Source organism: Heyndrickxia coagulans 36D1, assembly GCF_000169195.2.
GTDB lineage: Bacteria > Bacillota > Bacilli > Bacillales > Bacillaceae_C > Weizmannia > Weizmannia faecalis.
The window spans coordinates 237,169-261,987 of sequence record NC_016023.1 but is presented as its reverse complement, the minus strand read 5'-3'; the positions used below and the strand labels follow the sequence as shown (position 1 = coordinate 261,987).

The 24,819-nt window shown below is 46.4% G+C and carries 26 protein-coding genes and 1 riboswitch; of the genes, 16 read left to right on the top strand and 10 right to left on the bottom strand.

Annotation, left to right across the window (positions count from 1 at the left end; all coding sequences use genetic code 11):
* Positions 1-929 precede the first annotated feature (929 nt).
* Positions 930-1,376, bottom strand: a complete 447-nt coding sequence (locus tag BCOA_RS18500) for a Dps family protein (protein ID WP_014095647.1) — start codon at positions 1,374-1,376, stop codon at positions 930-932.
* A 415-nt stretch (positions 1,377-1,791) separates the two neighbouring features.
* The gene (locus BCOA_RS18495) at positions 1,792-2,778 is read right to left on the bottom strand and encodes a Gfo/Idh/MocA family protein (RefSeq protein WP_014095646.1); all 987 of its coding nucleotides are present in this window, start codon (positions 2,776-2,778) and stop codon (positions 1,792-1,794) included.
* A gap of 253 nt (positions 2,779-3,031) precedes the next feature.
* Between BCOA_RS18495 and BCOA_RS18490 the strand changes: the two genes are divergently transcribed.
* From BCOA_RS18490 to BCOA_RS18475, 4 genes are all read left to right on the top strand, one after another.
* Positions 3,032-4,108, top strand: coding sequence for an ATP-binding protein (locus BCOA_RS18490; RefSeq protein WP_014095645.1), 1,077 nt, complete (start codon positions 3,032-3,034; stop codon positions 4,106-4,108).
* A 226-nt stretch (positions 4,109-4,334) separates the two neighbouring features.
* Positions 4,335-5,903, top strand: coding sequence for a peptide chain release factor 3 (locus BCOA_RS18485; RefSeq protein ID WP_014095644.1), 1,569 nt, complete (start codon positions 4,335-4,337; stop codon positions 5,901-5,903).
* A gap of 116 nt (positions 5,904-6,019) precedes the next feature.
* Complete coding sequence (locus tag BCOA_RS18480) at positions 6,020-6,490, top strand: hypothetical protein (RefSeq protein WP_014095643.1); 471 nt, start codon at positions 6,020-6,022, stop codon at positions 6,488-6,490.
* A 46-nt stretch (positions 6,491-6,536) separates the two neighbouring features.
* A riboswitch (yybP-ykoY riboswitch) is annotated at positions 6,537-6,706 on the top strand.
* Between the two features lie 108 nt (positions 6,707-6,814).
* Complete coding sequence (locus tag BCOA_RS18475; protein ID WP_014095642.1) at positions 6,815-7,618, top strand: TerC family protein; 804 nt, start codon at positions 6,815-6,817, stop codon at positions 7,616-7,618.
* Between the two features lie 44 nt (positions 7,619-7,662).
* Here BCOA_RS18475 and BCOA_RS18470 read toward each other — a convergent pair whose 3' ends face one another.
* Positions 7,663-7,863, bottom strand: a complete 201-nt coding sequence (locus BCOA_RS18470) for an alpha/beta-type small acid-soluble spore protein (RefSeq protein ID WP_014095641.1) — start codon at positions 7,861-7,863, stop codon at positions 7,663-7,665.
* Between the two features lie 217 nt (positions 7,864-8,080).
* Here BCOA_RS18470 and BCOA_RS35215 point away from each other — a divergent pair, with 217 nt between their 5' ends.
* From BCOA_RS35215 to BCOA_RS18455, 4 genes are all read left to right on the top strand, one after another.
* Complete coding sequence (locus BCOA_RS35215; protein WP_014095640.1) at positions 8,081-8,242, top strand: hypothetical protein; 162 nt, start codon at positions 8,081-8,083, stop codon at positions 8,240-8,242.
* Positions 8,239-8,376, top strand: coding sequence for a hypothetical protein (locus BCOA_RS35210; RefSeq protein ID WP_014095639.1), 138 nt, complete (start codon positions 8,239-8,241; stop codon positions 8,374-8,376). Before BCOA_RS35215 ends, BCOA_RS35210 begins: the two co-directional genes overlap by 4 nt.
* 236 nt (positions 8,377-8,612) lie before the next feature.
* The gene (locus tag BCOA_RS18460) at positions 8,613-10,130 is read left to right on the top strand and encodes a PAS domain-containing sensor histidine kinase (protein ID WP_014095638.1); all 1,518 of its coding nucleotides are present in this window, start codon (positions 8,613-8,615) and stop codon (positions 10,128-10,130) included.
* Positions 10,069-10,539: a methylated-DNA--[protein]-cysteine S-methyltransferase gene (locus BCOA_RS18455; protein ID WP_026683817.1), complete on the top strand. Its 471-nt coding sequence runs from the start codon at positions 10,069-10,071 to the stop codon at positions 10,537-10,539. The genes BCOA_RS18460 and BCOA_RS18455 overlap by 62 nt, the downstream gene beginning before the upstream one ends.
* A 40-nt stretch (positions 10,540-10,579) precedes the next feature.
* On the opposite strand, the gene BCOA_RS18450 is transcribed toward BCOA_RS18455, so the two are convergent.
* Together BCOA_RS18450 and BCOA_RS35205 are read right to left on the bottom strand one after the other, a co-directional pair.
* Positions 10,580-10,984: a YkvA family protein gene (locus tag BCOA_RS18450; RefSeq protein ID WP_230951775.1), complete on the bottom strand. Its 405-nt coding sequence runs from the start codon at positions 10,982-10,984 to the stop codon at positions 10,580-10,582.
* A gap of 142 nt (positions 10,985-11,126) precedes the next feature.
* On the bottom strand, positions 11,127-11,270 hold the full coding sequence (locus tag BCOA_RS35205) for a hypothetical protein (RefSeq protein ID WP_187287755.1): 144 nt from the start codon (positions 11,268-11,270) through the stop codon (positions 11,127-11,129).
* A gap of 89 nt (positions 11,271-11,359) precedes the next feature.
* Between BCOA_RS35205 and BCOA_RS18445 the strand changes: the two genes are divergently transcribed.
* Positions 11,360-11,650 (top strand): aspartyl-phosphate phosphatase Spo0E family protein, encoded by a 291-nt coding sequence (locus BCOA_RS18445; RefSeq protein WP_014095635.1) that lies wholly within the window; start codon positions 11,360-11,362, stop codon positions 11,648-11,650.
* A 286-nt stretch (positions 11,651-11,936) separates the two neighbouring features.
* Here BCOA_RS18445 and BCOA_RS18440 read toward each other — a convergent pair whose 3' ends face one another.
* Positions 11,937-14,093 (bottom strand): ATP-dependent Clp protease ATP-binding subunit, encoded by a 2,157-nt coding sequence (locus tag BCOA_RS18440; protein WP_014095634.1) that lies wholly within the window; start codon positions 14,091-14,093, stop codon positions 11,937-11,939.
* Between the two features lie 524 nt (positions 14,094-14,617).
* Between BCOA_RS18440 and BCOA_RS18435 the strand changes: the two genes are divergently transcribed.
* The gene (locus BCOA_RS18435) at positions 14,618-15,652 is read left to right on the top strand and encodes a YkvI family membrane protein (protein ID WP_014095633.1); all 1,035 of its coding nucleotides are present in this window, start codon (positions 14,618-14,620) and stop codon (positions 15,650-15,652) included.
* An 80-nt stretch (positions 15,653-15,732) separates the two neighbouring features.
* On the opposite strand, the gene BCOA_RS18430 is transcribed toward BCOA_RS18435, so the two are convergent.
* The gene (locus tag BCOA_RS18430) at positions 15,733-16,350 is read right to left on the bottom strand and encodes a CPBP family intramembrane glutamic endopeptidase (protein ID WP_014095632.1); all 618 of its coding nucleotides are present in this window, start codon (positions 16,348-16,350) and stop codon (positions 15,733-15,735) included.
* Between the two features lie 246 nt (positions 16,351-16,596).
* Positions 16,597-16,785: a YkvS family protein gene (locus BCOA_RS18425; RefSeq protein WP_014095631.1), complete on the bottom strand. Its 189-nt coding sequence runs from the start codon at positions 16,783-16,785 to the stop codon at positions 16,597-16,599.
* Positions 16,786-16,951: 166 nt separating this feature from the next.
* On the opposite strand from BCOA_RS18425, the gene BCOA_RS18420 reads away from it, so the two are divergent.
* The 5 genes from BCOA_RS18420 (at position 16,952) to BCOA_RS18390 (ending at position 21,651) form a co-directional block, all read left to right on the top strand.
* Positions 16,952-17,146, top strand: coding sequence for a hypothetical protein (locus BCOA_RS18420; RefSeq protein ID WP_026104678.1), 195 nt, complete (start codon positions 16,952-16,954; stop codon positions 17,144-17,146).
* A 394-nt stretch (positions 17,147-17,540) separates the two neighbouring features.
* Positions 17,541-17,807 (top strand): phosphocarrier protein HPr, encoded by a 267-nt coding sequence (locus BCOA_RS18410; RefSeq protein ID WP_013858895.1) that lies wholly within the window; start codon positions 17,541-17,543, stop codon positions 17,805-17,807.
* Positions 17,807-19,528 carry a phosphoenolpyruvate--protein phosphotransferase gene (ptsP, locus tag BCOA_RS18405; RefSeq protein WP_014095629.1) on the top strand — a complete coding sequence of 574 codons (1,722 nt, stop codon included), beginning with the start codon at positions 17,807-17,809 and terminating at the stop codon, positions 19,526-19,528. Before BCOA_RS18410 ends, ptsP begins: the two co-directional genes overlap by 1 nt.
* Before the next feature lie 338 nt (positions 19,529-19,866).
* Entirely contained in the window at positions 19,867-20,652 is a 786-nt protein-coding gene (locus BCOA_RS18395; protein WP_014095628.1) for an SDR family oxidoreductase, read from the top strand.
* Positions 20,653-20,787: 135 nt separating this feature from the next.
* Positions 20,788-21,651 (top strand): NAD(P)-dependent oxidoreductase, encoded by an 864-nt coding sequence (locus BCOA_RS18390; protein ID WP_014095627.1) that lies wholly within the window; start codon positions 20,788-20,790, stop codon positions 21,649-21,651.
* 256 nt (positions 21,652-21,907) lie between these two features.
* Here the strand turns inward: BCOA_RS18390 and BCOA_RS18385 are convergent, their stop codons facing one another.
* Positions 21,908-23,062: an aminotransferase A gene (locus tag BCOA_RS18385; RefSeq protein WP_014095626.1), complete on the bottom strand. Its 1,155-nt coding sequence runs from the start codon at positions 23,060-23,062 to the stop codon at positions 21,908-21,910.
* A gap of 238 nt (positions 23,063-23,300) precedes the next feature.
* Between BCOA_RS18385 and BCOA_RS18380 the strand changes: the two genes are divergently transcribed.
* Positions 23,301-24,206 carry a chemotaxis protein gene (locus BCOA_RS18380; RefSeq protein ID WP_014095625.1) on the top strand — a complete coding sequence of 302 codons (906 nt, stop codon included), beginning with the start codon at positions 23,301-23,303 and terminating at the stop codon, positions 24,204-24,206.
* Positions 24,207-24,336: 130 nt separating this feature from the next.
* Here BCOA_RS18380 and BCOA_RS18375 read toward each other — a convergent pair whose 3' ends face one another.
* A complete protein-coding gene (locus BCOA_RS18375; protein WP_014095624.1) occupies positions 24,337-24,804 on the bottom strand; it encodes a YkyB family protein in 468 nt (155 codons plus the stop codon).
* Between the last annotated feature and the right edge of the window lie 15 nt (positions 24,805-24,819).

Below are 24,819 nucleotides of genomic sequence, written 5' to 3'. Positions count from 1 at the left end.
AGGCGACAACCATTTTGAAAATGTCTAATTAGGGTTTGCTAAATAAGCAAAATTCCTGGATTTGGCAAGGATGCTGACAGCTTTGGCATAAATGTAATGCAAGGGTTTTATAAAAAATGCAGGGAAAAGCTTGCACTTGAAACGCGCTCTATGTGAAGGAAGGTCATCGTTTTTGCTTGCTTTCTTAACGTAGACGCGCTCTATGTGAAGGAAGGTCATCGTTTTTGCTTGCTTTCTTAACGTAGACGGGCTCTATGTGAAGGAAGGTCTTCATTTTTCCACGCTTCCTTAACATAGACGCACTCTATGTGAAGGAAGACCTTCATTTTTCCACGCTTCCTTAACATAGACGCACTCTATGTGAAGGAAGACCTTCATTTTTCCACGCTTCCTTAACGTAGACGGGCTCTATGTGAAGAAAGGCCATCGTTTTTGCGCGCTTTCTTAACGTAGACGAGCTCTATGTGAAGGAAGGCCGTCAATTTTGCGCGCTTCCTTAACGTAGACGTACTCTATGTGAAGGAAGGCCGTCAATTTTGCGCGCTTTCTTAACGTAGACGAGCTCTATGTGAAGGAAGACCTTCAATTTTCCGCGCTTTCTTAACGTAGATGCACTCTATGTGAAGGAAGACCTTCATTTTTCCACGCTTTCTTAACGTAGACGCCCTCTATGCGAAGGAAGACTTTCGTTTTTCCACGCTTCCTTCACATAGGGCTTGCTAAAATAACCAAAATTCCAAGATTTGGCAAGGACTATGAAAGGATTATTCAGTGGGTTTTTGCACTTTCCTAATCTTGGTTTTATAACCTTAAAGGTTGAGCCGGGGTCAAATCGGACTGTTGATGAATCAAAGCGTAAAAAAGTGGCGCCTGTTTTGCAGCATGAAAAAAACGGCTCCATTCTTTTAGAACGGGGCCGTTTTGGCAGTTTATTGCGTAACCGGTACAGCGAGCAGCGCGCTCAGCATCCAGATGGTTTTTTCAACGTTTTCCACGAGCGTTGTCGCCATGTCAGCCGTGCCATAATCCTGATTGTCTTCGGCAAGTGCGATCAATTTTTTCAGTTCGACGGCGATCTGTTTGTAGTCTTTTACAAGAGATTCCACCATTTGTTCAGCGGTTAAGCCGGATTTTGCTTCTTCAATGGTTGCAAGTTCGAGGTATTCTTTGAAAGAAGCAGCCGGTTTTCCGCCGATCGCAAGGATGCGTTCTGCAAAATCATCGACCACCGTGGCAGCTTCGTTGTACAGTTCTTCAAATTTTACGTGCAGCGTGAAGAACAGCGGGCCTTTCACATACCAGTGGTAGTGGTGCAATTTTGTGTATAGGACGCTCCAGTTTGCAACTTGTACGTTTAACGCTGTTTCAATATACATTTTCATTCCTCCCCGGGTTTTGGTCTTGCTATATTTTTATTATAATATATATCATTTAAAAGTCAATATTAAATTATAATAATTATAAACAAGGTGGGAATGTTGATAATTTGTCCGTCTCTATCTGGTTTAATAACAATACGCCCCCCAGCCGTTTCACCTTTCGCTGGTTTTAAAACGCAAAGGTAGGGCAAAGAAGCTCCGCTTGCCCTCGCTTTCTACACGGTACGCTTCTGAATAGGCATCCCCCGGCCGTCCCGGTTTTCTCCGGTTTTAAAAACGCAAAGGCAGGGACAAGGAGATTCGCTTCTTGCCCCTGCCGTCTGTTTTCAAAATTTCGCGCGGCCTGTTGCCCGGTTTTTGCGCTTAAACGGCACGGTACGATCCAGAATCAGATTTTTTCCTGGAACGGTTTTTAGTTTCTGTCGGTTTTAAAGACAATCCCGTTTTGTTTCCGCGATTTTTCAATAACCGAAAGGACTTCATAACTGGACTGGCGCAAGGTTTCATACGTTTTTCTGTCATTTTGCGCGATGATATCGGCAAAATCATTGATTTCATACATCATATTTTGCGCTTCCTGCTTCCGCGAGAAGAGGACCGGCTCCTTTGTCCGCACATCGGCAAACTTCATCTTTTCCAATTCTGAGATGCCTTCAATAATAATGCTGCCTTTTTCGCCGTGGATTTCGCTCGGAATATAAGAATGGGAAATTTTTGAGCAGATCACGGTAATATTGAACCCTTCGTATTGCAGGACAAGGGTGCCAGCCCCGTCAATGCCGTTCCGCAAAAGGACCGGGAAGTACCGGCTGTCTTTCGGTGCGCCGAATAACCAGACCGCAAGCGAAAGCGGATAGACGCCAAGATCCATTAATGCCCCACCGGAGAAGTTCCGCGAGAATACGTTTGGCTCTTCACCGGCAAGGAATTTATCGTAGCGGGAAGAGTATTGTACATATTGGAAAATTCCGGTTCTGATTTGGCCAACATCCTTTAATTTTTCTTTTAAAAGGGCAGTATTCGGATAATGGATATTCCGGATTGCCTCAAATAAAAATACACCGTTCTGATCGGCAACACGAAAAGCTTCCTTAAATTCTTCCGTATTCGAAAAAATCGGTTTTTCGCAAATGACATGTTTTTTGTTTTTCAGAAAAACGAGCACTTGTTCAAAATGGAGCGCATTTGGTGACGCGATATAAATAGCATCAATGTTCTCGTTTTTTGCCATTTCTTCAAGATCCGTAAACATATTCGGTGCGCCATGTTTTTCCGCCATTTGTTCAGCGCTTTCTTTTTTGCGTGAGTAAACGGCTTCAAGGGTTAATTTTCCGGATAATTTTGCTGCTTCAATAAAAGCAGAGGTAATCCAGCTTGTTCCAACGGTTGCAAAACGCATAGCATCGCTTCCTTTTCTCATTTTATCTTGATACGTTCATTGTATCACATGTCGAAACGGTTGATAAACAGTGAGGATTCGACATAAAATTTTATAAATAAATGGATATTTTTGTTGAAAAAGATATATAGTTGAAATATATATACATAATCACAGGAATGCCCGGTCTTCATCAGACATATATTGAGCATGAAAGTTCATTTCAAAAAAGCTTGAAATACGGATTGATAGAAAGATAGGCAGGTGCAAAAATATGGGTGTCGGAAAAATACATTATGAATTTATGGATCTCCCGCTCCGCTTTCATCTTTTTTCTGCTGTTGTCGGAATGGACGGTATTTTAAAAAGCATTTCCTCTGATATGCAGACTGTAACGGGTTTTGATGCCGGCGACTGGGTAGGAAGGCCTTTTTCTGCTTTGATGCACCACGATGACCGCAACAAATGGGTAGGCATTCTAAATGGAGAGAAAGAAGAAATGGGTCTTTTCATGTACAGGATGAAATCGAAAAACGGAGATTACAAATGGGTGGAGTCGACTTATGCCATCTTTAAAGATTTAAAGTATGGCGAAAAGCCTCATATCCATTTGCTGACGAAGGATATGACGGTTGTCAAGGAATTATACGATTATCTTGTTTCATCTGAACAACTGTCCATGGTCGGACAACTTGCTGCAGGCATTGCACATGAAATCCGGAATCCGCTCACGTCAATTAAAGGCTTTTTGCAGCTGATGCAGGCTGGTGTAATTGATACAGGCAATTACCTCGATATTATGCAAAATGAAATTGAACGGATTGAAATGATTTCAAGCGAGCTGCTTTTTCTCGGCAGGCCGAAAGCATCGGATATGAAAGTTTGCTGCTTGCAAACATTGCTTGATGAAGTGCTTGTTTTAATGGAAACGCAATCGTACGGAAAAAACATCCAAATTGAAACGGTTTTTCCATCGCAGCCCATTTTTATTTCTTGTGACGATTCAAAAATGAAGCAGGTATTTGTGAATTTAATCAAAAACGGCCTGGAGGCGATGGAAGAAGGGGGAACGCTGACCGTTGAACTTTCGGTGGCCGAGGAACGTGCAGCCGTTGCGATCCGGGATGAGGGAATCGGGATCCCACCGGAAAAATTGGAAAAAATCGGCCAGCCTTTTTATACGACAAAAGAGCGCGGCAACGGGCTTGGTTTAATGGTTTGTTACCAGATTGTAAGAGAGCATAACGGAGACATTTCCATTGATAGCAAACCCGGGGAAGGCACTGTTTTCACCGTGGTACTGCCTTGGGCGGGGCCGGACGGGGAGCAGAATGCATCCGGCAGTTTTTGATGCGCGCCTGAAGGCATCCGGCAATCCATGAAGGCAAGAAGAACCCGGCCGTTTCCGGCAGATTTCTTCCATTGAGAATAAGGAAAAACTGTTGTATGCTTATGTACAGTCTCCAATGGCCGGATGATTTGTGCATTGTTTAACTGTTCATTAGAAAGGTGAGGGCCGATGTAAAAAAACGATGCAAAAATAAACCTACTCTACAATGATTGAAAGGAACTGACATATGGCAGGATTTAAAGATGAAGTGTTATCAAGAAGGACTTTTGCGATTATTTCCCACCCGGACGCCGGGAAAACAACATTGACAGAGAAGCTGCTTCTGTTTGGCGGGGCCATCCGCGCTGCCGGGACGGTCAAAGGTAAAAAAACCGGGAAATTTGCGACTTCCGACTGGATGGAAATCGAGAAGCAGCGGGGCATTTCCGTTACTTCTTCCGTTATGCAGTTTGAATATGCGGGAAAACGGATCAATATTTTGGATACGCCTGGCCACCAGGATTTCAGTGAAGACACATACCGGACACTGATGGCCGTCGACAGCGCCGTTATGATCATTGATGCTGCAAAAGGGATTGAGGCACAGACGATTAAACTGTTTAAAGTGTGCCGGATGCGGGGGATTCCGATTTTTACGTTTATCAATAAATTGGATCGCCAAGGGAGACCGCCGCTTGAGCTGTTGGCTGAACTGGAGGAAATCCTCGGCATTGAATCGTATCCGATGAACTGGCCGATCGGCATGGGGAAAGAATTTCTCGGCATTTATGACCGTTATCACCGCCGCATCGAGCAGTTCCGCGTGGAAGAAGGGGACCGGTTTCTCGCGTTAAATGAAGCGGGTGAAGTGGAAGGGGATGCCCCGATCAAAGAAAACGCGCTGTATGGCCAGGCGTTGGAAGAAATCATGCTGCTCGATGAAGCGGGCAATGAATTTTCGGAGAAGCGGATTGCAAACGGCACGCTGACGCCGGTCTTTTTCGGCAGTGCCCTGACAAATTTCGGCGTGCAGACATTTCTGGAAACGTATCTTCAATTTGCGCCGCCCCCTCAAGGAAGAAAGACGGACGAAGGGGTGGTGGATCCGTTAAGCGAACAATTTTCGGGTTTTGTGTTCAAAATCCAGGCGAATATGAATCCCGCCCACCGCGATCGGATTGCGTTTATCCGTATTTGTTCTGGAAAATTTGAACGCGGCATGTCCGTCACGCTTGCAAGAACCGGAAAACAAATGAAACTGTCCCAGTCAACCCAGTTTCTTGCGGATGACAGGAGCACGGTTGAAGAAGCGGTTAGCGGCGATATTCTCGGCCTGTATGATACCGGCACATACCAGATTGGCGACACAATCTTCTCCGGGAAACAGCCGGTCCAATTTGAAAAGCTGCCGCAATTTACACCGGAACTGTTTGTAAAAGTATCGGCGAAAAACGTGATGAAACAAAAAAGTTTCCATAAAGGGATCAACCAGCTCGTTCAGGAAGGCGCGATCCAGCTGTACCGCACATGGCATACGGAAGATTATATTTTAGGGGCGGTCGGGCAGCTGCAGTTTGAAGTGTTCGAACATCGCATGAAAAATGAGTATAACTCCGATGTCGTAATGGAATCGATCGGTTCCAAAATTCCGCGCTGGGTTGAGGGGGATACGGTGGACGAATCCCTTTCCAGTTCGCGCAGTCTGCTTGTGAAAGACCGTTTCGGAAAACCGTTGTTTTTATTTGAAAATGATTTTGCATTGCGCTGGTTCACGGACAAGCATCCCGACATTAAACTGTATAATCCGATGAATTAAAAAACACTGTGCGGCTTTGCCGTACAGTGTTTTTTGCATTTTTCCGGGGCATGATAAGAACACGTAAAAACGGGAGGATTATGACTAGCCAACTTCAGCTTTAAAGGGGCATGTGCATGAAAAAATTAGCACCGCTTGAGGCGATTGTTTGGAACATTGCCTTGCCAGGGTTTGCCCAGCTTTTGGCGGGCCGTTATGTGAAGGGCATCATGTTTCTTTTTATGGAGTTTCTGATTAATGTGAACAGCCGTTTTAATGAAGCGATCATGCTCAGTTTTCTCGGAAGAACAAGGGAAGCCGGCAACATTGTCGATTACGGATGGCTGATGTTTTATCCTTGTCTATACTTTTTTGCCATGTGGGATGCATATAAAATGGCCCGCGGCAATCTTCAGCCGTATAGTTATCTGCCTTTTGTGTTTGCTGCTTACTTTGTAACGCTCGGATTAATGCTCTCCCCTGCGGTTATCGTCCGGCAAAAGATGCCCGGGCCTGTTTTTTTCCCGATGCTTTGCACCATCCCTGGACTTTTGGCCGGCGGGCTGCTCCGCATAATTTTAACGCGAAAATCGCATAAAAATAGTTGACGGAAATGGATGGATCCCATATAATCAAAATAACAGAATACTTTTGACAATTGTCAAAGGGGAGTAGCGTTAAGTGTGCATGGCACACTTAAAACAAAGTCGTCATTACATGATCCGTTTCGGCGGTCATCGGCTTTGTTGGCACCATTTGGATGTCTAGCAAGACCTTTGCCTGTACTGGCAAAGGTCTTGCTTTTTGTCTTTACAGGAAATTGTCAAAAGTGGCACTTCACTGATCACGCCGGTACGCGTCTTGGACCGGAATGCCGCTTTTGATCTGTAAGGGCAATGGTTCCGGGTGCCGGCAAAGGAGGACTTTGTGGAATGGATTTATCAATGCTATTCGAATATGCATGGGTGTTATGCGTATTGGTCGGACTGGAAGGAATTTTAGCTGCGGATAATGCGGTCGTGATGGCGGTGATGGTCAAACATCTGCCGCACGCGCAGCAAAAAAAAGCGCTCTTTTACGGGCTTCTGGGCGCATTTGTATTCCGGTTCACTGCCCTGTTTCTCATTTCGTTTCTTGCAAACATATGGCAGATTCAGGCTGTCGGGGCCGCTTACTTGTTTTTTATTATGATCCACCATTTTGTAAAAAAGCACCGGGAAAATGGCCCAAAACTTGCCGAAGCCGCATCGAAGCCGGTTTCTTTCTGGATGACCGTTTTTAAAGTGGAACTCGCCGACATTGCGTTTGCCATTGATTCTATGCTTGCAGCTGTGGCCATGGCTGTGACGCTGTCCCCGGCCGGCTCGTTTCAAATTGGGGGAATTAACGGCGGACAGTTCAGCGTTATGTTTTTAGGCGGGGTGATCGGACTGGTGCTAATCCGCTTTGCTGCCAACCGGTTTGTCCGCCTGCTGGAAAAATATCCGGGCCTTGAAGATGCCGCTTTTCTGATTGTCGGCTGGGTCGGGGTGAAATTGCTCGTTTTTACGCTTTCACACCCGGGCGTCGGGCTGATTGATGAACATTTCCCGGAGTCTGCTTTGTGGAAACTGATTTTCTGGGCGGTGATGCTTGCGATCGCAGCGGGCGGCTATTTTTTCTCCGTCCGCAAAAAAAATCGCAATAAAGAGGCGCAATCCGCCGGGAAATCGGGTAAAAAGCAGCAACAGATGTAAAAAAACCGGCAAAGCAGGCGAATCCCGCTTTGCCGGTTTTTCTTTTATTCCGGATTTTGCCCCAAAAGGCGGGACTGGGCCTCGCGCACGAGCCGTTTTGTCATTTCTCCGCCTACCGATCCGTTTGCCCGAGATACGGTATCCGATCCGAGCTGCACGCCAAATTCTTGCGCTATTTCATACTTTACTTGGTCCATGTATGCCTCAATCCCCGGTACCAACAATTTATTGCTGTTTCTCGCCATCATCATTCTCCTTTTTTTAAAAAATTGGCTCCTCTTTCTGCCGCCCGTATTGCGGCTTCAGCCTTTATGAATAGTATCGGCTTGCAGGAAAGAATTATGTTTGGAAACAGTTGTATTTGCATGCACCCTGAGCCGGTTTTGACAGATATTGCAGCCATAAGGGCGGTGGTGCGCGGGCATGCTAATGATGCAGGCAACCTGAAATGGAGGGGACGGCATGGCGAAACGAAAAGCGGAATTTGATGCAGCCGCGAAAAATAACAAAACCCCGAAAGAGAATCTGGCTGAAACAGCTTTCTCCACGGAATTTGCCCGCGGGGAAGAAGCGGTGAAAGGGGCAAACCGGAATTCAAAAAAAGGCAGGAAAGGGCGTTCATGAACCGCAGGAAACAAAATGTCCGGGAAGAAGCGGGGCTGGAATTCGGGGACATCAATGCCGGGAAGATATATGAAATCATGGCTGAAAGCGGAACCGGCAAAAAAAGAAAAAATGCAAAAAAAAATAAAAAATGAGGATGGCAGCCGCCATCCTTTTTTGCGGAAATGGCAGCAGGAATTCCCCCGTTGGACCACGAATTATCACCATATCATCCATCTTGCCAATTTCATTTGACATATCTTCTCAAAAAGAATATGTTCTTAAATAGCAGCTGGAAACCCTTATGCAGCAGACTTTTCCAGACATTTGTTGTGAACAGAAATATCATAAATTCAGGGGCATGCTTCTTATGAAGAAGGGGAGAACAAATTTGGGAACAGATCAGTTTATGAGCCAAAAGAAAAGGGGACTTGTATTAAGAGATCATGAGCAGCTTTACCGAACCCTTTTTTTGGAAGCAATGGATGCAATTGTATTTTGGGATCAAAACGGCCAGATCCTGTTGGCGAACGAAGCCGCTTTAAAAATTTTCGAGTGTACAATGGAAGAGTTTGTCGGGAAAAAGCTGAGCGATTTTGTTTATGTCGAAAACGGTGGGAATTGCCGGAAGTTCGACAGGCTAAACCAAATCCCGGCGGCCCGCGAAGAACTGCTGTTTAAAATGCCGAACGGGCAGCTGAAGCATCTCGAGTTTACATCCCGGTATATTAGCGCGGAAAATTACCATATGACCATTTTTCGCAACGTGAGCAGCCGTTACAAGATGGAACAGACGCTGCGGGACAGCGAGGAACGGTTCCGGAAAGTGTTCGAAGGATCGATCGACGGGATGGTCTTATGGAACTGGGATTTGAAAATTGTCGATATCAACCCTGCAGCTGCAAACTATTTCGACTGCAGCCGGGAAGATGCGATCGGGAAGAGAATCCAGAATTTATTGCTTACCAATGACGAAAAAATGCAAAAAGATTTTCTCCGCCATCTTTTTCAGTTAAAAGAGAACGGGACGGCAGATTATTTGTTTACTGCTTCAAAAGCCAATGAAACGAAATATTATGAGATTACGTCAAAAGGGAACCTGACGTCAAATATGAATTTAACGGTCATCCGGGATATTACTGAAAGAAGGGCGATGCAGGAGCAGCTTCGCAAATCGGATACCCTGAATATTGTCGGGGAGCTCGCGGCCGGCATTGCCCACGAAATCCGCAATCCGATGACGGCTTTAAAAGGTTTTATCCAATTGCTGCAAAACAGCATGAAAGAGGAAGAGCATTCATTATATTTTAATGTGATTACATCAGAACTGGCGCGGATTGAAGCGATTATTACCGACTTTCTGGTGCTGGCAAAGCCGCAGGCCATCCAGTTCCAAAATCACGATGTCCGAAAAATCATGCGCGATACAATTGGTTTGCTGAACGCCCAGGCGCTGATGCACAATATCCAGATTTCCTGCCACTTTGACGAGGGACTTCCGGATGTTTATTGCGAAGGCAACCAGATCAAGCAGGTCTTTATCAATATTATTAAGAATGCAATAGAAGTCATGCCGGATGGGGGAAAAATAGATATCGCGATTTGTTACGAAAAGGAAAAAGGGCTTGTCCATACGAGCATCCGCGATGAAGGGGAAGGTATCCCGGACGATAAAATAGAAAAGCTGGGCGAGCCGTTCTATACGACAAAAGAAAGAGGAACCGGACTTGGTTTGATGATCAGTTATAAAATTATAAAGGAGCATAAAGGCTTCATTCAAGTTCAAAGCAAAGTGCGGGAAGGCACAACTTTTCATATCTTTCTTCCCGTGCACCAGGAAGCAGGTGATGAAAATGGCTTTTATTTGGCTGGAAAGCCCAATCGGACCTTTAACAGTAAGGGCGAATGAAAGAGGCATTACGGCCGTTTCTTTCGGCAAAACAGATGAAGAGGGCATGCCGGAACCCCGCCACCCGCTGCTTCTGCACGCAGCCAGTGAACTGGAAGCGTATTTTGCAAAGAAAAGAACCCATTTTGATGTGCCGGTTTTTGTCTCCGGCACTCCCTTTCAAATGGCGGTTTGGAAAGCGCTGAAACAAATTCCGTATGGAGAAACGTGCTCGTATCAAGACATCGCCGAGGCGGTCGGGAACCCGAAAGCCGTGCGGGCCGTCGGGCAGGCGAACCGGAAAAATCCTGTTCCGATCCTGATCCCCTGCCACCGCGTGATCGGAAAAGACAAGTCGTTAACAGGCTATGCCGGGAGCCGCATCGATCAAAAAGCATTCCTGCTCCGTCTTGAAGGGGCGATTGTCTAAAAGGGGTATCGTTTTTCAAAGTCCCGCGCGGCCTTAAAGTTCAACTTTTCTCTCTTTTGTTTTTCCATTGCAAAAATTTTTCCAAATCCGGGGTCACTTGCGTCAGAAGAAAAGCGAGCACGGCGGTATCGTCAACAAGGCCCGCACCGGCAAGAAAATCAGGGATGATGTCAATGGGAGATACGAAATAAATAAGGCCGATTACAATCATGAGAATCGTCCGGTACGGAACAGTGCGGTATTCGCCTTTTGCCCATGCCCTGATCAGCTGGAAAAGGATGCGGATTTTACTCCACATATTGGCGAGCGTGATTTTGTTGGAGAGCGCTTTTTTCTCCGCACGGTTAACCAGATCGCCGGTTTTTCCCCGGTCATTTAAATACTGTTTTGCTTTTGAACGAAATAACCACCCGGCTGCTTTTGCCAGCAGAAAATTTTTAGCCATCTGCTTCACTTCTTTCATGTCTTTTTCTCTTTTATTTTTCCACTGCATGACCAAAAAAAACATAGAGCTGTAAAAAACGGGTGGTTTTTTCGGGAGATGTGAAAATTTTTGGTGAAAATTTTGTCTAATATTGCGATTGTATTTACATTTCCGTCAAGACCTGCGATACTACTTTAGTAATGGTAAAATAAGCAGGATGGGGGCAGGGCTTTTGCGCCTTTCCGGCTTGCAGCGCAACTTTTGTCACGATGCCATCAAGCGGAAAACCGGCAGTATCATCCGCCATTTTCCATGTGTAACACCTCACATTTTTGAAGCATAATCGGGGGATAACAATCATTCAATAGAAAAAGAGAACTAAAGGAGAATTTTGAAGTGGACACGCACATGTTAGAGGAGAACAAGTATCTGTACAGGATTCAGAAAAAACGCCAGGAAATGATGGAACTTGGGAAAAAACTGGGCCTGACGCATGAGAAAACGGTTCAGTGCAGTCAGCAGCTGGATTCGCTCATGAATGAGTATGAAGCCTATCGGAAGCAGTACAATACCCGGTCATCCGAAATGGTGATTATTCGGGAAATGTCATTCATATTGTATGAAAAAGTGCAGCGGCTCAATTTGGCTGAAGCGAGAAAAACGCATAAAGCCATGCAGATTGTTTAACGAACAGGGGAACTGCTTCCAACCTTTTGCATCTTGATTTTGCTCCTTTGAGTGCGGATGAATCCCTGATCAATATTCCGGATGAATATGTTTCCCGCCTTTTTGTTTGGACTGGTTTTGTGCCGGGGAATAGAACCCGACCTTCTTCCGATTGATTACAACAATCAGGTTTGGACTGCGTTCGATCTATTTACAGGCATAAAAAAATCCGGCAGACGGCCCGTGTTGTCCATCTGCCGGAATGCATAAAACCGGCATGGGCTGTGTCCGCATGCCGGTTTTTGCTTTATTTTTCCGCGATGACAATGTCGCCTTCGCGAACTTCCGCTTTTAAGTTTTTGCTTTCCGGATGGTCGAGGATAAAGTCGGCGATCCGGTCTTCGATTTTTTCCTGGATGACGCGGCGGATCGGGCGTGCCCCAAATGCCGGGTCATAACCGAGTTCGGCGATTTTTTCTTTCGCTTCTGCTGTCACGTCAAGTGTAATCGCTTGTTCGTTCAGCGTTTCATCCAGTTCACCGAGCATCAGGTCAACAATTTTAACCAAATGTTCTTTTTCAAGTGGTTTAAATTCGACAATATTATCGAAACGGTTCAGAAACTCCGGTTTGAAGAAGTCGCCGAGCGAATCGAGAATATTCGATTCTTTGATCGCTTCGCTTTTAGCAAATCCGACTGTTTTATGCTTAAATTGGGTGCCGGCGTTGCTCGTCATAATGATGACGGTATCTTTGAAGCTGACCGTCCGCCCTTGGGCATCGGTTAAGCGCCCGTCATCGAGAATTTGCAGGAACATGTTCAAAACATCCGGGTGCGCTTTTTCAATTTCGTCGAGCAAAATAATGCTGTACGGGTTGTGGCGCACTTTTTCCGTCAGTTGTCCGGCATCTTCATAACCGACATAGCCGGCAGGTGCCCCGATCAGTTTCGAGACGCTGTGTTTTTCCATATATTCGCTCATGTCAAGCCGGATCATTGCATCTTTCGTGCCAAACAGTTCTTCTGCGAGCCGTTTCGTCAGTTCCGTTTTTCCGACACCGGTCGGGCCGACGAACAGGAACGAACCGATCGGGCGACTTTGCGCTTTCAGGCCGGCACGCGAACGGCGGATTGCTTTCGCTACTTTCCGGACGGCTTCTTCCTGGCCGATCACCTTTTTAGCAAGGTTTTCTTCCAGATGCTGCAGTTTTTTCGCTTCATCCGCTTCGAGTTTGCCGACCGGAATACCCGTTTTCTTTTCGACAATTTCCTGAATTTGCGTGACATCGACAACCGGTTTGGCTTCAACTTGGCCGGAAGTAGCCAACTCGTTCAGTTTTTGTTCTTCTTTTTTCAATTCGGCTGCTTTTTCATAGTTTTCTGTTGCAAGCGCAGTTTGTTTTTCCTGTGCAATTTCAGCAAGCCGTTTTTGGATATCTTCTTTGCTCGGAACCGCAATCGTCAGGTTCAATTTCGAACCGGCTTCATCCATCAGGTCGATTGCCTTATCCGGCAGGAAGCGGTCCTGGATGTAGCGGTGCGACAATTTCGCACAAGCTTCAAGCGCTTCATCGGTATAGGCAACGTGATGGTAGTTTTCATACCGGTCTTTTAAGCCGCGCAAAATCATGACGGTTTCTTCAAGGGTCGGTTCATTGACTTGTACCGGTTGAAAACGCCGTTCAAGTGCGGCATCTTTTTCAATTTGCCGGTATTCTTTCAAAGTTGTCGCGCCGATCACCTGGATTTCGCCGCGGGCAAGCGCCGGTTTCAAAATGTTGCCAGCGTCCATCGAACCTTCTGCAGAACCTGCGCCGACAAGCAGGTGAATTTCGTCAATAAACAGAAGTACGTTTTTCCGTTGTTCGAGTTCGGCAATCAATTTTTTCATCCGTTCTTCAAATTGACCACGGATGCCCGTGTTTGCAACAAGTGAAGCTACATCGAGCAAGTAAACTTCTTTATGCCGCAGTTTTGCCGGAACTTGTTTTTCGGTAATTTTTAAAGCGAGCCCTTCCGCAATGGCGGTTTTCCCGACGCCAGGTTCGCCGATTAACACCGGGTTGTTTTTATTGCGCCGGTTTAAAATTTCAATGACGCGGGCGATTTCTTCATCACGGCCTATGACAGGGTCGATTTGCCCGGCCCGTGCAGCGGCGGTCAGGTTGCGGCCGAACTGGTCAAGTAGTCCGTTGCCACCGCCTTGTGTTTGCGTTTGTACGGTTTGTTTCGCGCCGTTCGGCTGGAATCCGTTGGCATTCATTTGGTTAAAGAGGTCGTTGAATCCTCCGAATCCGAAGTTTCCAAATCCGTTATTCATAAACATGCCTCCCCAGTTGTTTTCGAATTTTGCACGTTCTTTTTGGTAGCAGGACTGGCATAGGTTCAATGTTTTTTGGTTTCCGTTCACATTTATATGCATTCCGATCGTCGCTTCGTTTTGATGGCATTTGTCACATAACATCAAACATTCCTCCTTTGATCGGTTTGATTTTGACTATCTTTGACTAATGAGATTGAAAAACAATCAAAGCGTTTTGATTTGCTTTGACCTTGATTGGGAATGAGTATAGCTCAAAATTTCACAAGATGCAAATCTTTTGCATGCACCTCTTTGATGCATTTTGGCCTTTCCAGCACAATGGCAAATTTGTCTTATGCTGAAAACAAGTAAATGACATCTGCGTATCACCTTTTGACTATCTTTGACCTTTCTGATATCAGTATACAACAGCGCGGTCCGAAAATCAAAAGATCTGCATTTGCCATTAACGCTTATCAGCCAATGGTGTTATCTTTTCTTTGACCAACTTTGATCTTTGCCTATAGTATAGGACAACTTTTTTTGCTTGTAAAGGGGTTTTTGACTTTTTTTGACCAATTTTTTACCGGCGGAAATGAACCGGCCGGGCTATTTTAAGAAAGCGGGACATAGGATAGTAACGGAGCTGACAGGTTGTCTTATTTTTTCTTAAAGGGGTGCAGGCGTTGAATAAGTGGGGCGGTGCTGTCCAAATCGCAGCCGTTTATATTGGAACGGTCATCGGAGCGGGGTTTGCAACAGGGAAAGAAATTACCGTTTTTTTTACACAGTTTGGGCTGTATGGATTGCTTACCATCTGCCTTTCAGGGTTTTTGTTTATTTTCTTTGGTACGAAAATGATGGAAAAAGCGATCGATTTGCATGCGGATTCCTATGAAACTTTAAACCGGTATTTATTTGGCAAAAAAGCGGCCGGTTTCGTGAATGTGATGATGATGGCCATGCTTTTCGGGGTTTGCGGCGTCATGCTGTCCGGTGCGGGTGCTGTTTTTGAGGAGCAGCTTCATATTGGGAGAGAAATAGGGATTTTATTGACGGTGCTTCTTGCCTTTCTTGTCATGTGTTTTGGCATCAAGGGGCTGCTTGGCGTCAATACATTTGTGGTGCCTTTGATGCTTTTGTTTAATTTTCTCCTTTTGTCGCAGTCCGTCCAGTCACCCGGATTTTTTCAAGCGCTCATGGCCCGGCCGGAAAGTGTTGATATGCCCCGTGCCCTTCTCCGCGCCCTTTCCTATGCGGCTTTGAATTTGGCGCTCGCGCAGGCGGTGCTTGTCCCGGTTGCGGCGGAAGTGAAAGATAAGGAAGTCGTCCGTGCCGGCGGGATACTGGGCGGGCTGTTTTTAACGCTCATCCTGATTTCCAGCCATTTGTCACTGGTCACGCTGCCGGACGTTGCCCAAGTGGAGATTCCGATGGCGCATATTGTGAAAGCGAGTTTTCCGGGCATTTATTTTATTTATGTTCTGCTGATTTTCGGGGAAATTTTCACTTCTATTATCGGGGATGCCTACGGGCTTGAGCGGCAAATGCAAAAATATATCCCGATGAAAAGCGGTTTGCTGTACGGGTTGATTTTTTCCGCCATTCTGCTGATTAGCAGCTTGCATTACGGCCCGCTATTATCGGTTTTATATCCCTTGTTCGGCTATTTCAGCCTTGTTTTTATGATGGCACTCGGAATAAAGACGATCCGGGGGTGACCGGTAAGGCATTCAAAACAGCTTTGCGCGGTTGTTATGCATTTGTGGCGGGCAAATGCCGAAAAAAGCCGTCCCCCTGCTTAAAAAATCGGCAGGAAGACGACAAGCAGCAAATCAAAGGTAAGATGCGACAAAATTTGTGCAGACAGGCTCCGTTTTTTTGCATACAGTAGCCCCCAGAAAATCGAACCGGCAAAAGCGGCAATGACCATGATTTTTAATCCGCAGTAAAAATAAACGGATGCGTTCAATACGGCGGAAATCAAAATCGCATATTTCGCTTCCATCATTTTCATGAGCCGGGCCTGGACAAATGAACGCCAAAAAATTTCTTCTCCGGGGATGAGAATCAGGACAAGCGCTAAGTAATGCCAGAAAGATTCGGGTGAAAAACGCCTGTATGCGCGGGCGACTTCATTGTCAAGCCCGCCCGGCAAAAAACCGAGTACTGTATTGCCAATTCTGAAAATAATATAGAGGAGAAAACCCGAAAAGATGCCATACAACAGCAATTGAAGGTACGGAAGCTTTTCGTGTTTTTCTGATTTTCCAAGAAAAACCGTGTAACTGATCAAAAACAGCATTGCGCCGGAATATAAATACCAAAAAACGGAGGTATCCCGAAACGTAATATATAGCAGAAGGTGGGCGATTAAGATACTTCCGAGAAGCTTTGTATCCACCATGTTTTTTGCCACCGCCAATGCGCTCCTTTCTTAAGTTCGCAAACCGCCGGCAAAAAAACCGGGAAGGGCCAAAAAAAGAGATCCGGCCCCGCAGTCCGGCCTTCGCGGCATTGGGTCAAACAAAAATACATTGAATATTTTAGCAGAGAAATAGGGAAAAAGGTATCCGGGAAAATAATGTTAAAAAATTCACAATCATAGAAACGGCAGTAAAAAACCGGCATGTGCCGGTTTTTTACTGCGCGGTAAGCGTTTAAATTAATGTAAAGCCGAATGGATAACCTGATAGTTTTTATGATTGACCACTGTTTTTTCATCAAGCTCCAGTTCCTGATAGTTTTCCATATAGGTTAAATCCACGATGACCGAGTTCTCGTTCACCTTTTCGACAATTCCTTGAAGCCCGTCTTTAAATTCAATAATGTCACCAATTTGTGCTTTTTTCATTGCGGTCCTCCCGTAAGAAAGTATTGTAACCAGTTTGCACTATTTTTCTGAAAAATTCAAGGCGAAAGGAACAGAAAAATACAAATCGGGCCGGTTTTAAAAAATCGCGAAAGCAAACAAGTAGGCGGCAGGAAGAATGTGGTACAATACCGGGTGGGGTGGTCGTATGTCGGAAGAAGAAATCAGACAGGAAATCAACCGGCTTCGCAACAGGGAAATCGAAGAATTATTCGTCAGCCGTGAAGATTTTATGGACTTCCGGAAAGTGCTTATTGCCGAGGAAGACTTTAAACATTTTAAGGGCATTGCCTTGCGCGGCGGGAATGTCCGCTATATTTATTTGGACGAGCCGGAAATCTGACCGGGGCATGCATAATTTTGTGCATTTTTAAGCAAAATGAAGTCAACTCTGATGATTGTTTTATTTGGAAAGGCATGTTATTCTATTACGGGGATTTTGTTTTTCCCGCACTGTGCAATATTTGTCATTTTTTTGATCCGGCCGGGGACATGCGTGTTCCCGGTTTCGGGCGAGGCGTGTTTTTGGCACGGATGGGCCGCGCGGACTTTGAGGGAGCAGCCTGCTGAATAACCGGGGATGAACGGTGTTTGCAGGTACCCGGCATCGCTGCGGTTTTTTTCAACCCCCGTTTGCAAAATTTGTCATTTGTATGAAGATGGTTGATAAATATTGACGAAAAATGTACAGTGCATTATTTTTAGAACTATATTATAGAAAAGGAGTCGTTCTACCCATGGCTGAAAAACAATTTAAAGTAACAGCAGATACAGGAATCCACGCACGTCCTGCTACATTGCTCGTACAAACGGCAAGCAAATTCGATTCAGATATCCAATTGCAGTATAAGGATAAGAAAGTGAACCTGAAATCGATCATGGGGGTTATGTCCCTTGGAATCGGCAAAGGCGCCGACATTACCATTTCTGCAGAAGGCAACGATGCACAAGATGCATTGAACGCTTTGGCTGAATTAATGAAAAAAGAGGGTCTGGGCGAATAATGTCAACCATTTTAAAAGGTATAGCAGCATCCAACGGGATTGCCATCGCAAAAGCATATCGCCTGGTAGAACCGGATTTGTCTTTTGAAAAAAGGTCTGTCCAGAATGTTTCGGATGAATTGAAACGCTTTGATACTGCTGTGTCTGAATCCAAGTCTGAACTGCAGGCGATCAGGGAGCATGCAATGAAGGCACTGGGGGCGGACAAAGCAGCGATCTTTGATGCCCATTTGCTCGTTTTGGAAGATCCGGAACTGTTGACGCCGGTCCAGGACAAAATCAGGGATGACCAGGTCAATGCGGAATACGCATTGAAAGAAGTTGCGGATATGTTCGTGACCATGTTCGAACAAATGGACAACGAATATATGCGCGAACGTGCAGCGGACATCCGCGACGTGACAAAACGGATTCTGGCTCATCTGCTGAAAGTGGATATTCCGAATCCAAGCATGATCTCGGAAGAAGTCATTGTCATTGCTGAAGACTTGACCCCTTCTGATACGGCGCAGTTGAACCGCCAGTATGTAAAAGGTTTTGCAACAAATGTCGGCGGGCGTACGTCCCACTCTGCGATCATGGCGCGTTCTTTGGAAATCCCTGCAGTCGTCGGGACGAAAACGGCGATCCAGGATATCCAAAACGGCGACCTTGTCATCGTGGACGGCAACAGCGGCGATGTCCATGTGAATCCGACACCTGAAATGGTCGATGAATACAAACAAAAGCAGGAACAATTTGAACGGCAAAAAGCCGAATGGGCGAAGCTGGTCAATGAAAAATCCGTTTCGAAAGACGGCCGTACGGTTGAACTGGTTGCCAATATCGGTACCCCGAACGATCTCGACGGCGTGATCCGGAACGGCGGGGAAGGCGTCGGTCTGTACCGTACAGAGTTCCTCTATATGGGCAGGGACGAGCTTCCGTCAGAAGAAGTGCAATTTGAAGCCTATAAAGCGGTGCTTGAAGGCTTAAAAGGCAAGCCGGTTGTGGTCCGTACGCTTGATATCGGCGGCGACAAAAAACTGCCGTACTTGCCGCTTCCGGAAGAAATGAACCCGTTCCTCGGCTTCCGTGCGATCCGCTTGTGCCTGGACAGACAGGATATTTTCCGCACCCAGCTGCGTGCATTGCTCCGCGCGAGCGCATACGGCAACCTGAAAATTATGTTCCCGATGATTTCCAATCTGGATGAATTCCGCAAAGCAAAAGCGATTCTTTTGGAAGAAAAAGAAAAGCTTATCCAGGAAGGCGTGCAGGTTGCAGATCATATCGAAGTCGGCATTATGGTTGAAATTCCTTCCACTGCCGTAATGGCTGATTTGTTTGCAAAAGAAGTTGATTTCTTCAGTGTCGGCACAAACGATCTGATCCAGTACACGATGGCTGCAGACCGTATGAACGAACACATTTCGTATTTGTACCAGCCGTATAACCCGGCCATTTTACGCCTTGTGAAACGCGTCATTGACGCGGCGCACAAAGAAGGCAAATGGGCCGGCATGTGCGGCGAAATGGCCGGAGACGAAATCGCTATTCCGATTCTGCTCGGCCTCGGCCTTGATGAATTTTCAATGAGCGCTTCTTCGATTTTAAGGGCCCGTTCCCAAATCAGGAACCTGAATAAGGCTGATATGGAAAAACTGGCAGAAGACGTTTTGAACCTCACAACGAACGAAGAAGTAAAAGAACACGTGAAAAAAGTTCTTTCAAAGGCATAAAAAAAATTTTTCAAAAACAGGTTTAGGGGCGAAGGAAGCGGGTATATGTAAACCATCCCAGCATTAAGGGTAGTATTATTGGTATCCAGTATTGTTACAATACCGGATGTATATCGTTTCTTTCTCATTTTTCCCCCTATTTTTGCCGAGTGGCTTTGCCATTCGGCTTTTTTTTGGATTGCGCTTTGGCGGAGCGCACATCAAAATGCCGGATATCCATTTTTAACGGAAAAATGGTGGGGAAGCCGGTTTGAAGCTTTATCGTGTATGGATGGGGAAAAATCGTTTATAATGAAGACAGGATTTTGTGAACATAAGATTTCGGGGAGGGATTTTGAATGGATTTAGGGTTGAAAGGAAAAGCCGCCCTTGTTGCCGCTTCCAGCCAGGGGCTTGGGAAAGCGGTAGCCAAACAACTTGTAATGGAAGGCGCGGATGTCCTCATTACAAGCCGGAATGAAGAAAAACTGCAGGCGGCAAAAGAAGAATTATCCGCTTACGGCACCGGAAAAGTAGCGTATATCCGGGCAGATATTACCCATCCGGAAGATATTCGCGCCATGGTACAAAAAGCACGGGATACATTCGGCAGACTGGATATACTGGTCAACAATGCAGGAGGACCGCCGGCCGGAAGTTTTGAAGATATGGCGGATGAAGACTGGCAAAAATCATTCGAACTGAATCTGCTTTCGTACATACGCATCATCAGGGAAGCATTGCCACTTTTAAAGAAAAACGGCGGCCGGATCATCAACATTGCCTCTTCATCCATTAAGGAGCCGATCCCGGGGCTGATTTTGTCGAATACGTTCCGGACGGGCATTGTGGGGCTTTCGAAAACGCTGGCGGAAGAATTTGCCCCGTACCAAATCCTTGTGAATACGGTCGGCCCGGGCAGAATTGCAACGGACCGGATCGTCCATCTTGACAAAGTGACAGCGGAGAAAACCGGAAAATCGATGGAAGAAGTCCAGGCAAAGGAACTGGAGTCGATTCCGCTCGGCAGATACGGCGAACCGGACGAATTCGGGAAGTTTGTTGCGTTTCTGGCTTCGGAAGCCAATTCCTATGTTACCGGAAGCAGCTTCCTGATCGACGGCGGAAAAGTCAAATCGATTTAATTTGCCAGGTTTAAAGCAGATCATGCGGGGTATAAAATAGAGGAAAGATTGTTTTCTTCCTTGTACCCCCATGTTTGCTTTTGGCCTGCTGTGATGCAGGCTTTTTTGTTTATTTGCGAAAAAGGGGGACCCAGGATGAAAAAGATCGGATTTATCGGGCTAGGCGTAATGGGCCGGAGCATGGCGCAAAATTTGCGGAATGCAGGATATCCGCTTTTTGTCTATAACCGGACAAAAGAAAAAGCGGAGCCACTTCTCAAAGCAGGAGCCGAATGGTGCAGCACGCCGGCAGAAACGGCTGCAAAATCAGATATCGTCATTACGATGGTCGGCTATCCGCACGATGTGGAAGAAGTGTATTTCGGGGAAAACGGGCTGCTTGGCGCGGCGAAAGAAGGAACGATCCTGATCGATATGACCACTTCCACGCCGACCCTTGCCAAAAAGATTGATGAAGCGGCGAAAGCGAAACAGGTGAAGGCGCTTGATGCACCGGTTTCCGGTGGCGATATCGGGGCGCAAAAAGGCAATTTGACGATTATGGTAGGCGGCGACGAATCGGTATTTGAAGAAGTAAAACCGGTTTTTTCCGTACTCGGGGAAAATATCGTGCTGCAGGGCGGCCCGGGATCCGGCCAGCATACCAAAATGTGCAACCAGATCGCCATTGCCTCCAATATGATCGGCGTGACAGAGTCGGTTGTGTATGCGAAAAAAGCAGGACTCGATCCGGAAAAAGTGCTCAAATCTATCAGCGCCGGGGCAGCCGGGAGCTGGTCAATGTCCAATCTTGTTCCGCGCATGCTTGCGGGCGATTATTCCCCGGGCTTTTTTATCAAGCATTTTATTAAAGACATGAAAATCGCCCTTGATGAAGCGGAAAAAATGGGGCTCAACCTGCCGGGGCTTGCGCTCAGCAAAAAATTATATGAAGAACTGGCCGCAAAAGGTGAAGAAAATAGCGGCACACAAGCATTGATTAAATATTGGTCCAAGTAAAGTTTGCCCGCCGGCATATGCCGGCGGGCTTATTTTTTATGCTGGCGGGATCATCCTGGCCGGGTCATATGCCCATGTTCCAGCAAATTTTGTTAACACGGGAAGCCGTTATGGTTTAACGCAGGCTTCTCTCTTTATGGCGAACGCGGCGCCAGCAAGCCAGCAAGGAATGAAAATATATTTCATTTTCAGCATAACACCCATTGCCCATGGAATGCGGTACCGGCGGAAAAATGAAAATCAGCCGGCGCATATTTCAGGATAGATTTGCAACAAACTTTTCCATGCGCGCAAGCCCTTTTTCGAGCTGATCCATGCTGCATGCGTAGGACATCCGGAACCAGCCTTCGCCGTACTTTGAAAAAGCGCTGCCTGGGACAACCGCGACTTTTTGCTGTTTTGCCAGATCGACCGCAAAATCGAAAGAGGACCGCTTCAACGCTTCCGGCACCTTCGCGAATACGTAAAAAGCCCCGTCCGGTTTCACATACCCGATGCCGATCTCATCCAGCCTCTTGCATACATAGTCTCTCCGTTTTTCATATTCCTTTTTCATGGCGTGTGCGTCATCGATGCCGGCTGTCAGCGCTTCAAGCGCCGCCATCTGGGAAATGGAAGGCGCGCACGACACATTATACTGGTGGACTTTTAAAACATGCTTTGTGAGCCATTCCGGCGCAAACACGAAGCCGATCCGCCAGCCGGTCATCGAGTGGGACTTTGAGACGCCGTTAATGACAATGGTCTGCTCCGGCAAAAACGAAGCGATCGAGGCGTGCTGCAGATTGTACGTTAACTCGCTGTAAATTTCATCGGCAAGAATAAAAATATCACGGCCGCGGATCAGGTCTGCGATTTCCTGCAATTCCGCCTTTTCGAGCGTCACCCCGGTCGGATTGGAAGGGTACGGCAAAATGATGCATTTCGTGTTGGCTGTAATAGCCTGGCGGATGAGATCTGCGGTTAGCTTAAACCGGTTTGCCCTTGTGTCTACATGCACCGGAACGGCTCCGCACAGGCGGATGGCTGGTTCATACCCCGGGTAAACAGGCCCGGGGAGGATAACTTCGGAACCGGGCGTCAATACGGTTCTGAGCGTAATATCGATCGCCTCGCTGGCGCCGATTGTGACTATGACTTCCGTTTCCGGTTTATAAGACAGGTTGTATTTCGTTTTGACAAATTGTGCTGCAGCCTTGCGCAAAGCAAGGTCGCCGGCATTGTGGGTATAGGTTGTCCTGTTTTCTTCAATGGCACGGATCCCTGCTTGCTTGACATGTTCCGGCGTTTTAAAATCGGGCTGGCCGATTGTAAATGAGACCATGTCTTCGATTCCGGCAACCATGTTTGAAAACTTGCGGATGCCGGATATTTCAATCTCCTGTACATGCGGGTTCAGTAAATGTTCCAAAACCGGTTTCCTCCCCTTTAACGGATTGCTTTTCATCAAATATGTATGTCCTGTTCTTCTTAATCTTACCACGCTTGCACATTTGTGAAAAAGCAATCTTTTCCGTTTGCCCTTTTTCAGGTGAAAAATTCCGGTCCATCTGCCGATATAATTCATGTGGGCAAATATTGAAAACCGGGCAGTCTGCAAAAATGCTCCGCGCCGGATTTTCATACGTTTTAGAACGAGGGGGCAAAAAATGATGAGTCTGGAGCACGATATTTTACTGGAAAGCGGCACAAATGAAGTTGAGATTGTAGAATTTTCTGTCGCACAAAATCATTACGGCATCAATGTCATTAAAGTGAAGGAAATTATCATGCCGGCTGCGGTCACCACCATTCCGCACGCCCATCCAAATATTGAAGGGATTATCCAGCTGCGCGGGGAAATACTGCCGGTTGTCAATTTGCGCAAAGTACTTGGGCATCCGCCGGAAACGGGCGAGGATGACAAATTTATCGTGACGGAGTTCAACCAGCAAAAAATCGTCTTTCATGTGGACAATGTTTCAAAAATCCACCGGTTTTCCTGGGATCAAATTGAAAAACCGTCCGGGATGTATGCAGGCACCGATACACAGGTGATCGGCGTAGTAAAGAAAGAAGACACGATGATTTTACTGCTTGATTTTGAAAAAATGATTGCGGAAATCAACCCGGAAGCAACGATCCGGGTGGAAGAAGTCAAAAAGCTTGGAAAGCGGGAGCGGAACAATAAACGGATTGTGATTGCGGAAGATTCCGGCCTGCTCAGGGAATTGCTCCGCGATACGCTGCTTGAAGCCGGGTATGAACAAATTGCGTTTTTTGAAAACGGGAAAGATGCATACGAATATTTATCCGGGATTGCAGAAAGCGGAAAAGAGATGAAGGATGAAGTCCAGCTTGTGATTACGGATATTGAAATGCCGCAAATGGACGGGCACCATTTAACGAAAAAAATAAAAGAAGACCCTGCCTTAAAAGTGCTGCCGGTGATCATTTTCTCATCGCTGATCACGGATGCCTTGAGGCATAAAGGGGAAATGGTCGGCGCCGATGCCCAAATCAGCAAGCCTGAAATCAACCAGCTGATCCTTGCGATGGACGAAAAAGTGCTGTAACGCAGAAAAGCCCCCGGCCAATCGCGGAGGGCTTTCCTGCATGGTTGCGTATCATTATTCATCCCGGGCGGGGTCTTTACCCGGTTTGGGGCTTTTCCATTATTTGGCTTGCACTTGCTGCGGCCATCCTTTAGAAAAAGGAGTCGCCCAGTTTTTTGAAAACCGGTTTGCAATTTTTCCTGCCGGTGCGGGGCTGCCCCGGATGCTGCTGTTTTTCCGTGAGCCCGGTATACCGTTCAAGCAGTTGCTTTGCCTGGCTTAAAGGCATGCGGCATTTCGGGTTCCTTGTTTTATGGTCCAGGTAGCCGAGATGGGGGAGGTTTTTAAAATCGTCTTTTGACGGCGGAATATGAAACGTATAATCACCGCACTTTACAAGCACATCAGACTGCTGCTGGCTGTACTTCGGATGCTCGGAAAAGTGGAGCCCGACTTTCAGCGCTTTCCCTTCCCGGATCATTTTTTCGAGCGCTTTTTTCTTTAACAGGTAAAGAAATTTTGGGTTGGTTGCGGTTTTCGCATGGCGATTGACCGTGAATACAGCATAAGAGAGGTTTTCGATTGTAGGTTGTAATGGAGCAGGTTTATGCGAATTCAAATAGAGAACTCCTTT